Source organism: Rhodothermales bacterium (assembly GCA_013002345.1).
Taxonomy (GTDB): Bacteria; Bacteroidota; Rhodothermia; order Rhodothermales; family JABDKH01; genus JABDKH01.
Genome location: JABDKH010000059.1, coordinates 41172 through 53182, shown reverse-complemented (window position 1 = coordinate 53182; position 12011 = coordinate 41172). Strand labels below are relative to the sequence as shown.

The following is a 12011-nucleotide window of genomic DNA, read 5'->3' as shown; positions in this document are numbered from 1 at the left end:
ACCTCTGCCGCAGTTCACGGTAATCCGCCTGAGGGTTTCTGCCACCACTTCGGTCAATGCGCCCGGTTCGAATCGCCACGACCAGTTGCCCGTCGCTTCTCCGGGGACATTCATTCTGGCTTCGGTTCCGAGCCCGAGTACGTCCTGCAGCGGGAAGACCACCGAGTCGGCTACGGACATGGCCAGCGCGCGAATGAATCGCCAGTGCAGATCGGGTTCATTGCCTGTCGAAATGTTCAGGTAATCGCGACAAAACCGACGCGCCTGCGCGACTTGCTGCTCGTCCTGAGTGCTCAAGTCGCTCCGGTACCAACCGTGAACGGTGTCGTTGTCATGCGTACCCGAGTAGGCCACAAGATTCCGATGGAAGTTGTGCGGAAGGAATTTGTCGTCTGCGTCGTTGTCGAATGCAAACTGCAATACGGCCATCCCCGGGAAACCGTATCGCTGCATGAGCTCCACCACTTCCTGGGTGATCAGGCCCAGATCCTCTGCTATGATTGGCATGGAGCCGAGGCGGCGTCTTAGCGTCTCAAACAGATCTGGCCCCGGACCTTTGGCCCACCTGCCTTTGATTGCCGTAGGTTCGGTGGCCGGCACCTCCCAGTATGCTTCGAAACCTCGAAAGTGGTCCAGGCGCACGACGTCAACCTGTTGAAGGACAGATTGAAGTCGGCGCGTCCACCATTCGTACCCACGCTCCTCCATGATGTCCCAGCGATAAATCGGGTTACCCCATCGTTGGCCCGTCTTGCTGAAGTAGTCAGGCGGTACGCCCGCTACGACGGTCGGCTCACCATCAGCATCAAGCTGGAACAGGTCCGGATGCGCCCACACGTCCGCACTGTCATGAGCAACATATATCGGGATGTCACCCACCACCCGGATATCACGATCGTTGCAGTAGCCACGAAGCCGGGCCCACTGATCGGAGGCAATGAACTGCCAGAAACGATGTTGTTCGACCTTGTCCGCCAGCTCAGCCGACGCGTTCCTCAATGCGTTCGCATCGCGGTCGCGCAACTCCTCCGGCCATTCCGTCCACGGAACGTCGTCGAACCGGGCTCGAATCGTCATGAACAGCGCGTAGTCGTTAAGCCAGCCGGACTCACGCGCGCAAAACGCACTGAAGGCGTCGCGCATTTCCGCCGGGTCCGCTGCCTCGAAACGAGCATGCGCGGCGCGGAGTAAACGCGACTTGTACGAGATCACCTCTGCAAAGTCGACCTGTGATGTGGGCAACAACGGAAGAGAGTCAAGGTCGCGATCCTCAAGCAGGCCGTTCTCCAGCAGCAGGTCGGGACTGATAAGAAGCGGATTGATGGCAAAGGTCGACGGGCTGGAGTACGGAGAATATCCGTGGCCCACGGGTACAAGCGGAAGCGATTGCCAGAGCTTCTGGTCTGCGCGGACAAGGAAATCAGCGAACTCGTAGGCCGCGGGTCCAAAGTCACCAATTCCGTAACGGCACGGAAGAGAAGTGATGTGCAGGAGAATTCCGCTTGCTCGGTAATCGGCCATGAAGTGAACGGTTCACGGAGTTTCGAGTGAGATCCCGACGATACATCCGGGAGGGCGTTCAAATATAATCGAGGGTCCGCCTAAGGAACGGTGAATGTGACAATAATGTCTCATTTGGTGAGTTACACTGTGGGCTTCCCGGGTATCGTAACAACCGGGATTGTATGTCCGTACCCGACCCGGTAACCTGATGCAACCATGAAAGAAATACTCAACTCGCTGGAAGTGGCCGACTACGACTTTGTAGCGGCTCTCATGAAGAACTGGGTCAATTTCACCGATGATGCCGAGGTGGACCGACGCATCCGAGCGTTTGAGGCGTCGGGATCGGAGGAAGATCGGGCGCGGGTGGTGGAGAAGCTTGAACGGGAAATCCGTTATCTGGGGAGCTCCGATATCGCCTACGTGATGCGGTACGTCACAGGTCGCGAACCCGGCGTGAGTTTTCGGGAGATCCTTCGCGACGTCGCCCATACGCTGAAGGTGCGACCCGACCGGCTCGGTACGGATCGGGAGGTCACGATTGACCTGGTGCATCAGTATGCGACAAGTCAGTTTGCCGATCTTTCGGCCGACGAGCAGCAACGAATGCTCGAGGATCTAGGAGTGGAGAAGGAGAAGGCCACGGCGTTTCTGATGCGCTCCGCCGGTGTGTTCGCGCTGCCGGTCATGATCGAGGCGTTCAGCGCCGTGATTGTCGAAGGCCTGATCAAGCGCGTCGTGCTCGCGACGATTGCGAAGTTCCTGGGCGAGCAGGCGGCGCAGAAGATCTTCCTGTGGGTCGCGGGCCGATTCCCGTGGTGGCTGAAGTGGGTAGGTCCGGCCGCCTGGACCGCATCGGTCAGTTGGACTGCTCTCGATCTCCAGGGTCCGGCAATGAGGAAGACGGTCCCGGTCGTTCTGTATCTGGGATTGTGTTGCGTCCGTCAGTCGGTACCGGCGGCTGAATAGCGGAATCATCGGCATGACCAGACTTCTGGTAGACCTCGAACAGCTGCCGGAGCAGCAGGTCGGCCTGGTCGGCTGGCAGATCTACAATCATCGGGAAGTGCATGGCCGATGCGCCGGCGGTATCCACATAGAACGTCTTCAGATTAAGGCGTCGCTGGAAGATGGATTGGGTCACGTAGAAAACGTGGAATTTCTCGATCGGGATGTACCACATCATTCGCCGGATGAAACCGCGCCGAATCACGAGGGCATGATCGGACGCGGCATAGCCGTGATGCCTGTACTGGAGATAGGCCCACGCGATGATCAGCGGAATTAGCGTGAACGCCCAGACCGCCGGCTGCCACCAGAACGAGACGGTCGTCGCAATCGCCGCCAGCACGAAGCCGTATCGTATCGACATTCGTCGGATCGTGAGTCGGGACACCGGCAGCAGCCTCTCGGGCCACACCACCGGGAAGATCAGCTTTTCAATCGGTCGGATCTCAGCGGCTTTTGCGAACGGGACAGCTACCTGGTGCCCATGCTCGCGGACATTAAGTCCCATAGTTTGCAGTTCCAGAGCTCGCCAGCCAAAACGGCTCATCAACGGATTTGTCCGATAGATCAGCGTCTGGATCTTCTTGAGGGGGATCGTTCCCTCGGCGATAGTCAGCAGGCCATGTTTCTTGTGGAGCCGGTTGCCTTCCAGGCTCAAGCGGAAGTCGTAGAACTTGTTCAGGTTGACAAGGATGCCGCTGGCCCACGACAACAGCGCAGCAGCGACGATGCCGCCAAACGCTGCCATCCACGGAGATCGAATGACCATTGCCGTCCATTCCCCGAAGCGACCTCGTGTCAGGAAGTCGGCGAGTACTTCCGGGTCCGGTTCAAAGAGCTGCAGTGCCGAGAAGATGATGGCGATGTAGAGCAGGGAAAACCGAAAGACTCCCGACAGAAGAACACGTTCAAGCGTGAGGCGGATGAGCGGCTGTACGTCCGGCGTGGCGACAGCTGGTGCCACCGACGAGTCAAGGACGGTTGTCTCGCCGGGGTCGTCGCCCTGCACGTGTAGCTGGAGAATCCGGATGGCTTCCCGAATGCGATTTGCCTCGGGCACCGAAACGTATTCGAGCACGCCCTCGGCCGAATCGCTGCCCGCCGTCACGACTTTTACTCGTGCCGTGCCAAGCAGGCGGGGGAGGAGCTTCCGCTCGATTTCGATGTTCTGGATTCGATCGACGGGAATATTCCGGCGTCGCCGCGTCAGTACACCGCTGTGAATCACCAGCTCCTTTGGCGTGATCCAGTACCGGAACCGCTGATACTGCAGGAAGATGAGGGGGAGCGTGATCAGTCCGTACAGAACCGCGAACCCCAGGTTGAACCAGCTTGTCGTCGACGGCGAACGCACAACCGGAAGCAGCAGAATGACGAAACCGGGGAGACTGAGGATGACTCGCTGGATCAGCGTCATCGGATGAAGACGCTTCACGTCCACGCCGGGTACGTCTGTTTCCATCGGCTTCAGGGCGCTAGATCGTGTCTTCCAGGATGAAGTTCTTCAATTCGTCTCGCAGCCGTTCGGCCTCCTCGAAGTCGAGACCCGGCAGGACGACGTCACTGCTTCTCGTGCCCGCCGTGTGGACGATGAGCTTCCCGAGGTCGAACTCTCTCTCGATGATGTCCTGCGAAACATCCAGGTGCTGGATTCGCCGCAGCGGAACGACCGTACGCACCCGATTGAAGACGCCTCGCTCAAGGAACAGCACTTCGTCGCGCAGAGCGTATCTCCAGAAACGATACCACAGTCTAGGAAATACGACCCCGAACAAGACAGTGATCACAATCGCGACTCCTGTAGCGAGTCCCAGTGGAAGCAGACGCTCGTCACGGAAGATCGATGTAACATCGTACACCAGGGCTAGAAGGATGAGAATGGACCCAAACAGCATCATCTTGATCATCCAGACAGTCCGCGCTGACGGATGCAGCGGCTTTAGCGCGGTCGACAGATCGCCTCGCGGCGTTGAAGTTGTCTGGGGCATGACCGGTTCGAGCATCATTGTCGAGGGGACGTGCGCTGGTGCACTCCCGTGGGTGGAGGCCGATTGGCTTTCTGGAATCCGACGGGTCAGCGGTGGACCGATCCGCCGTTTCGTCCAAAATACGACATCGGATGCGCCTGAACAGGAGATCGGTTCACTTCACACAGAGCACGCACAGTCGCAGGGTGCGTCCTACTGTCTCCGATATTGTTCGCGCGCGCGACTACTGCGGCTGGTCGCTCGAATTCGCAGGGGACAGCAGTGCTGCCGCCCGGGCCTTTACTCGCACCTCCTCGGAGCTACGGGGCGAGAGCACGCGCAGGAAGCGAAGGTGTGAGTCGGCCTTGTCCGGTTTGCCGAGAGCGATGTACGTTTGTGCCAGCTCGAAATGCGCGATAAGAAGGGTGTTGTCCAGTTTGAGGGCCTTTTCAAGATATGCTTGCGACTGCTCGAGGCTTCCGTCCGGAACTCCTCCAAACAACGCCCTGGCCGCAAGCTTCTGGATCCACGACAACTGCGCGACCTCGCGGTTGAAAATGCCTGCAACCATGTAGGCCAGCGCATAGGTCGAGTCGAGGGTGATTGCGCGCGTGTAGTACTCCTCGACGGCTCGTCCAATTTTGACCTTGTCTCTGCCGCCACTGAATTGCGCCATCTTGCCGTTTGTCGCGGCCAGAATGAACCACGACGCCGCCTGCTCCGGATACGCGTCACGGAGCTTTTCTGCATGATCAATCGCCACGCGATACATCTCTTCTGCCTCGTCCCGCCTGCCCTCTGCCTCCAGATCCTGTGCTATTTCGTTGGCTGCGACGGCTGTCTTGAACAACACGGACAGAGTGGGGGTGGCGGTGCGCGCCTTCGAGTACGCCTCAAGGGCACCGACATTTTCGAAGTGGGCATATAGCGAATCGCCGACCTCCTCGAAGGATCGCTGTCCCAGGGCCGGCGCGTTGATCAGCAGGCACACCAGCAGAAGGGTAACCGTCAGGGCGCAATTTCCGTGCGTTCGATTCTGAATCATGTAGGGGGCACCTTTGTGTGGGCGGATGCGTACGCCGAGCCTCTGCTTCGGTTCGCGATGCGGGCCACGCTTGATTCCGGCAGGGGGGCATCTTATTTATGAAACGTATTCACGCCGAGAGCAACCCACCGTAGTAACCCCGAATAGACGTACCAAACGAGTCCCAATGCAGGTTCAAACAGTCAAGAACGGCGCTGCAGCGGCTGACCGCTCCATTGCCTCTCTCGCAGAACGCTATCGGCAAATTCGTGCCATGACACGCGCGCTGTGCGCACCGCTCGTGACGGAGGATTACGTCATACAGTCGATGCAGGACGTCAGCCCCACAAAGTGGCATCTCGCTCACACGACGTGGTTTTTCGAGACGTTTGTCCTGACTCCGTTTGCAGAGGGATACCGGCCGTTCAATCCAGATTTTGCCTATCTGTTCAATTCCTACTACGTCCAGGCGGGTGACCGGCATTGCCGCCCGAAGCGCGGATTGTTATCCCGTCCGACGGTCGAAGAAGTGTATCAATATCGGAAGTTCGTAGATCAGCAGATGGCGCAGCTCTTTGAAACCACGAGCGACGCCGAATCGACGGAGGCCCGCCGCCGGATTGAGATTGGTTTGAATCATGAGCAGCAGCATCAGGAGCTCATCCTGACGGACATCAAGCATGTCTTGTCCGAAAACCCGCTACGACCGGTCTACGCGGAGGGAGCGCAGATTGGCCACACGGCACTTCCGCCGCCTGCGGAGTGGATCGAAAACGAGGGAGGGCTTGTTGAGATAGGTTATCAGGGCGACGGCTTCTTCTACGACAACGAGGGTCCGGTCCATCAGGTTTTCGTCGAACCGTTTGCGTTTGCATCGCGACCGGTCACGAACCGGGAGTACATCGAGTTCATGGAGGCGGGTGGGTATGATCGCACCGAACTGTGGTTGTCGGAGGGGTGGACTGCGGTCGAAACGAGCGGCTGGAAGGCGCCCGGCTATTGGGAAAGCAGCGACGGGCAGTGGTGGAATTTCACCCTGCGAGGATTCAGACCCGTCAACCTCGACGAACCCGTTTGTCATGTGAGCTACTTCGAGGCGGATGCGTACGCGCGCTGGGCGGATGCTCGCTTGATGACGGAGTTCGAGTGGGAAGTGGCGAGTCGAGACGTAGTCATCGAGGGGAATTTCGTGGAGCGGAAGAACTTTCATCCGATCCGGGCGCAGGGCAGAAGCGGCGCGGTGGAACAGATGTTTGGTGACGTATGGGAGTGGACGCGCAGCCAGTATTCGCCCTATCCTCGCTACAAGCCGGAGCCCGGTGCGCTGGGCGAGTACAACGGCAAGTTCATGTGCAACCAGTTCGTGTTGCGCGGTGGCTCGGTGGCCACGTCAGAGACGCACATACGCCGGACCTATCGCAACTTCTTCCATCCATCTGCGCGTTGGCAGTTCACTGGAATACGGCTCGCACGCAACTGATCAGCGCGACATCGTCCCTGTCTATCGTGTGCTTCGACTTGTGCTCGCACCCGTGGTCCAAACCCGGACAAGATTGTGATGGAAGCCAGTTTTCTGAACGACGTGCTGACCGGTTTGTCCGGCTCGCCCAAGAGCTTGCCGTCCAAGTATTTCTACGACGCGACCGGATCCGCACTCTTCGATAAGATCACTGAACTCGAAGAGTACTACCCGACGCGGACAGAGCTGCAGATCATGCGCGAGAACATCGATGCGATCGGGGCATCGCTCGGTGAGGAGCTCGCGATCATCGAGTATGGAAGCGGGTCGAGCACGAAGACTCGCATGATTCTGGAGCACATCCCGCCAGGTTCGACGTACGTGCCCATCGATATCTCGGGCGTTCATCTCAACCAGGTGGCGGATGGGTTGACGGCCGACTATCCGGATCTTCATGTGATCCCGGTTCACGCGGACTACACCACCCCGGTCGACCTTCCCGAATTCGATGGCCGGAGGGTCGTCTATTTCCCGGGCTCAACAATCGGTAACTTTCGCCCGGCGAACGCCACACGATTCCTGAAGCGAATGCACACCATTGTCGGCGATGATGGGGGAGCGATTATCGGAGTGGATTTGAAAAAGGATCCCGAGGTACTTCTCAATGCGTACGACGACGCGTCGGGAGTCACTGCGGAGTTCAATCTTAATCTACTGGCGCGAATCAATCGCGAGCTTGCAGCGGACTTCGATCTTGACGGGTTCGCACACCGGGCCATCTACGATGAGGACGAGGGACGGATTGAGATGCATCTGGTCAGCCGGAAAGCGCAGACCGTCCGAGTTGCGGACCGGGCTTTTCGTTTTGAGCGTGGCGAATACGTTCACACGGAGAACTCCTACAAGTACGGTATCGATCAATTCAGCGAGCTGGCGCGCGGTGCTGACTTCTGGGTCGAGCAGGTCTGGACGGATAAGCGTAGCTGGTTTGCCCTATTCTTATTGCACGCGAAACAAGCTGAGGTTTGAATGAAATATGTTGGTTTTGCCCTGACACTCGTCATGATGTTGACGCCGGGTGTTGACGGAAGTATTGCGGACGGAGTGCCCGGCGGTGACGACGACCATGTGGCTGCTTTTGACACGGTCGCGACGCGGTTGATAGCTGCTGCACTCGAAGACAGTTCGGCCTTCGTACGACTGGCGTACATGGCGGATACGTTTGGGCCGCGCTTCAGCGGTACGCGGAATCTGGAAGACGCCATTGACTGGATACTGGCCAGCATGGAAGCGGACGGTCTCGAGAATGTGCACGGAGAACCCGTGATGGTTCCGAAATGGATTCGGGGAAGCGAATCGCTGGTGTTGACGAGCCCGAGGCGACAGGAGATGCAGATTCTCGGGTTGGGAGGGAGTGTCGGAACGGGTCCGGATGGAATCGAGGCGGATGTCCTGGTTGTCGGTTCGTTCGACGAATTGTTGTTGCGCCGCGACGAGGCCGAAGGCAAGATCATCCTATACAACGTGCCGTTCACAACGTACGGTGCAACCGTTCAATACCGGGGTCTCGGCGCAACGCGAGCGGCCGAAGCAGGCGCGGTGGCAAGCCTCGTACGGTCGGTGGGACCGGCTTCGCTCTATACACCGCACACCGGAGCGATGCGTAGCTATCAGGACGGAGTTGAACGAATACCGCATGCGGCTGTCACGCTCGAAGACGCGGAGATGATGCAGCGCATGCAGGACCGCGGGCAGCGAGTTCGAGTCCGGCTGCAAATGGATGCCAGGACGGAACCGGATGTTCTATCCCGAAACGTCGTCGCGGAGATCGTCGGATGGGAGCGACCGGAGGAGGTGGTAATAATGGGCGGGCACATCGACTCCTGGGATGTGGGCCAGGGGGCGATGGATGATGGCGGCGGCTGTGTTGCCGCGTGGCAGGCGTTGTTGCTGATGAAGAGGCTCGGGTTGCGACCCCGCCGAACGGTACGCGTCGTGCTCTGGACGAACGAGGAAAACGGACTTCGAGGTGGAACGGGTTATCGCGATGCGCATCTCGATGAGATCGCAAACATGGTGCTGGCGATCGAGTCCGACTCGGGTGTGTTCAAGCCTCGGGGGTTCGGTTTCAGTGGTTCGGACGAGGCGTTCGAGACAATAAAGAAGATTGGCGGACTTTTGGAGCAGATCGGTGCGGGTGAAGTGACGCGCGGTGGTGGAGGTGCAGATATCGGCCCGCTGATGCGAGAAGGCGTACCGGGAATGGGCCTGCGCGTCGAGCGCTCCAAATATTTCTGGTATCACCACACGAATGCGGACACCATGGACAAGCTGGATCCGCACGAGTTGAACCTGTGTGTCGCGACTCTGGCCGTCATGGCGTACGTGGTGGCGGATCTGCCTGAGAGGCTGGGAGGGGAGAGAGCGGCCACCAACTGACTCGCCCCCCGATCATGCTACAGTAGGCCGTAAACAAGAAAGACGCAGAAGTGGAGACCGAACAGCAGCCACAGTCGGACAAACAGCGGTGGACGTTCTGCAAACCAATCCAGGACCGCCCCGAACCGTTCCCGCCCGACAACCGGGATGGCGATTGCGGCAACGATGGCGATCCCGCCTAACGCCGTGAAGACGCCTGGAAATCGGGAGGCCGGAGCTGCGTAGATCAGCGCTGCGCCAAGGATCAACCTCACAACGACGGCTACGTACATCGCCCAAGGTTTGTCCCACTCCGTCTGGACGAACCGCATCAATCTGTCTGGCGAGTACAGCGAGATGATACACGCGGAGCCGATTGCGATTGCGAATACCAGGACAAGACCACTCGCGAGCGATTCAAGAATCATGTTGTGTGCTCCCGGCTACAGGAGTTGGCTGAGACTCATTCGGTGGTCGTCTGGCCCACTGCGTCGAGCAACGCAATGCCGACTATGAACGTCGCATTCGGTGGGATGCCGGCATTCGGTACGCCCTCAGCACCGTATGCGAGATCGGGCGGCACAATGAGTTGTCTCGATCCCCCGACTCTGATTCCAATCATCCCTTCCTCCATTCCCGGTATCAACGTGCCTTCTCCCAGGACGACGGTCGCTGGAGATCCACGGTTGAGACTCGTATCGATGACACGGTCATCCTCAAGCCACATCACGTAGTGGAACTGAACGATGGACTGCGGTCGCACGCTGATTCCCTCGCCGACCTTCAGGTCGAAGTACCGAAGACCACTCGCCGTAGTCGTGTAGTCCTCGGGCCTGACGTCCTCTGGAAGGAGAGGGTCGCTGTTCACGGTTTGTGGCTCAGCCGAGTCACACGCGGGGAGCATTAAGACGAGCAGGAGGAACACGGAAAGTCGCAAGATTCTTGTGGCGATCACGCCATTTCGGCATGCGTTCCCGGCTTTGCCCTCCACGTCACGCTGACGAGGTCCTGCCGCAAGGGAGAGTCGAGGGAAATCAAACATAAACAACGAGATGGGTCCTGGAATTGCGCAAACTGGTAGTCCCTGAGCTGCCAGTTGTTCCCATCGCCTGTGTCGCGTGATGCGACGTCATCACTCCGTTCTGCACCCAATTCCGGTTGAATCCGCTGCGTCCCTGGAGGCGCGTAGAGCAACGAATCGGGCAGTCGGTGTAGCGATTGTCCGGCTCATCTTCGCATGATCCGGTAGCCTCCGGTTCCGTCGCACCGGCGCAGATATGTCGCGTCAGTCCACGAAATTTCCGGTCAGGGTTATGCCGGAGTCATTACCGCGCAATTTCTTGAGGCAGTTCAGAGGCTTGAAAAATCCGGACTGCTGGCGTTCGGAGAAGAGACTGCCCTGCGCGATTCCAATGATCTGTCCGGTCTCGGAGTCGATGACTGGAGACCCTGATGTGCCCGGCAGAAAGGGTGTATCGATCTGCACCACCATTCGGCCGTCACACCGACCGACTCTGTCACGAGACGGAGGAGACTCGCCGATCCAGGCATAGTCAAGAACGCGGCCTCTCTTGATGACGACCTGCCCATCAAACTTGCGGAGCCAGAAAACTTCTTGTCCTTGCTGTACCGTGACGTGCTCATTGAGAGACAGGTCGTTGCAATGACTCTTACAGAGTTCGTCAGGAAGCGGAAACACGGCAAGGTCGTGGTCTGCACTCACACGCATTGCCCGAACGACCACACCGTTTACGTACGACGTCTTTCGAAGCTTCGGCACATGGTTGGAGGACGCAAGATTGTGGTTGACGGTGTAGAAACGATTCCCAACGATGAATCCGTTTCCGTTGTTGTACTCGACGATTCCATTCGCGTACTCGGTCGCCGTCGTGATGGGCTGGATGATGCGGTACAACGTGCCCGCGTCAATCCTCGGTTCGATCACGGCCGCGATGGGCGTGTCGGGAAGGAATGACGGCGAGTAGTAGGACGTCTGAGCCGTTGCATGGAATTGTGGTACGGCTAGTGTCAGACAGACCAGAGCCGCGATGGGCAGCGTTGAGGGAATCATGGCCGTCACCTCATTATTGAACCCGGAGGACGCCGCCCGTAATCGGCTTCCGAAAATCGGACCCCCTTATGTTGGACATCGGCGGTTGTGAACTGAGTTTTAGACCAGCGGGCCTCCACTCGGCCTGATGCAGGGGTAATTACATGAGCCCCAACGCGAACGAATCATGGGTAGACGCGGCCTTACAGTGCATGTCGAAGGGTGATCGGGCTGATGCGTGGTATGTGCCTTGCGCCGAAGCGGCATCGTGTGGCTTCTCGCACGAGGAACGTCGACTGATCTGGCGTCAGGGTACACGTCTCCCGGAATCAAGAAAGTGACCTCGCAAGACACCGCCCCAGCCATGCCGTCGCCGTCTTCTGACATCTCATTCGTTTGCGGTCACGGACATGCTGAACTCAGACGCTTCACCGACGAATGACAGCAAGCAACGCCGGCCGCAGATGACAGTGTCCATCACCCGGTGTACATTTGCGACGTGCAGCGCAGACGTCGCGCTGCGGTCGAATCCGGCAGGTCGAATGCGCTCGCCAGACCTGTGGATCGACGGCCCGTGATGAA

Annotated in this window: 11 protein-coding genes; 4 read left to right on the top strand and 7 right to left on the bottom strand. The window is 58.6% G+C overall.

All coding sequences use genetic code 11. The features are described 5' to 3' along the window. Positions 1-1521: 4-alpha-glucanotransferase (gene malQ / locus HKN37_03030; protein NNE45616.1), on the bottom strand; the 1521-nt coding region annotated here is incomplete at its 3' end. A 198-nt stretch (positions 1522-1719) separates the two neighbouring features. On the opposite strand from malQ, the gene HKN37_03025 reads away from it, so the two are divergent. Then, on the top strand, positions 1720-2472 hold the full coding sequence (locus HKN37_03025) for a hypothetical protein (protein NNE45615.1): 753 nt from the start codon (positions 1720-1722) through the stop codon (positions 2470-2472). Here the strand turns inward: HKN37_03025 and HKN37_03020 are convergent. The 3 genes from HKN37_03020 to HKN37_03010 all read right to left on the bottom strand — a co-directional run bounded on the left by HKN37_03020 (position 2363) and on the right by HKN37_03010 (position 5523). Next, positions 2363-3973: a PH domain-containing protein gene (locus HKN37_03020; GenBank protein NNE45614.1), complete on the bottom strand. Its 1611-nt coding sequence runs from the start codon at positions 3971-3973 to the stop codon at positions 2363-2365. The two genes, HKN37_03025 and HKN37_03020, sit on opposite strands and share 110 nt — an antisense overlap. Positions 3974-3986: 13 nt before the next feature. Continuing rightward, positions 3987-4499, bottom strand: a complete 513-nt coding sequence (locus HKN37_03015; protein NNE45613.1) for a PH domain-containing protein — start codon at positions 4497-4499, stop codon at positions 3987-3989. Positions 4500-4722: 223 nt separating this feature from the next. Next, positions 4723-5523, bottom strand: a complete 801-nt coding sequence (locus HKN37_03010; protein ID NNE45612.1) for a hypothetical protein — start codon at positions 5521-5523, stop codon at positions 4723-4725. 166 nt (positions 5524-5689) lie between these two features. Between HKN37_03010 and HKN37_03005 the strand changes: the two genes are divergently transcribed. The 3 genes from HKN37_03005 to HKN37_02995 all read left to right on the top strand — a co-directional run bounded on the left by HKN37_03005 (position 5690) and on the right by HKN37_02995 (position 9400). Next, on the top strand, positions 5690-6982 hold the full coding sequence (locus tag HKN37_03005) for an ergothioneine biosynthesis protein EgtB (GenBank protein ID NNE45611.1): 1293 nt from the start codon (positions 5690-5692) through the stop codon (positions 6980-6982). A gap of 78 nt (positions 6983-7060) precedes the next feature. Next, complete coding sequence (egtD, locus tag HKN37_03000) at positions 7061-7990, top strand: L-histidine N(alpha)-methyltransferase (protein NNE45610.1); 930 nt, start codon at positions 7061-7063, stop codon at positions 7988-7990. 33 nt (positions 7991-8023) lie between these two features. Further along, complete coding sequence (locus HKN37_02995; GenBank protein NNE45609.1) at positions 8024-9400, top strand: M20/M25/M40 family metallo-hydrolase; 1377 nt, start codon at positions 8024-8026, stop codon at positions 9398-9400. A gap of 17 nt (positions 9401-9417) precedes the next feature. On the opposite strand, the gene HKN37_02990 is transcribed toward HKN37_02995, so the two are convergent. The 3 genes from HKN37_02990 to HKN37_02980 all read right to left on the bottom strand — a co-directional run bounded on the left by HKN37_02990 (position 9418) and on the right by HKN37_02980 (position 11450). Next, positions 9418-9807: a hypothetical protein gene (locus tag HKN37_02990; protein ID NNE45608.1), complete on the bottom strand. Its 390-nt coding sequence runs from the start codon at positions 9805-9807 to the stop codon at positions 9418-9420. Between the two features lie 35 nt (positions 9808-9842). Continuing rightward, positions 9843-10421: an FKBP-type peptidyl-prolyl cis-trans isomerase gene (locus HKN37_02985; GenBank protein NNE45607.1), complete on the bottom strand. Its 579-nt coding sequence runs from the start codon at positions 10419-10421 to the stop codon at positions 9843-9845. Positions 10422-10664: 243 nt separating this feature from the next. Beyond that, entirely contained in the window at positions 10665-11450 is a 786-nt protein-coding gene (locus HKN37_02980; protein ID NNE45606.1) for a trypsin-like peptidase domain-containing protein, read from the bottom strand. Between the last annotated feature and the right edge of the window lie 561 nt (positions 11451-12011).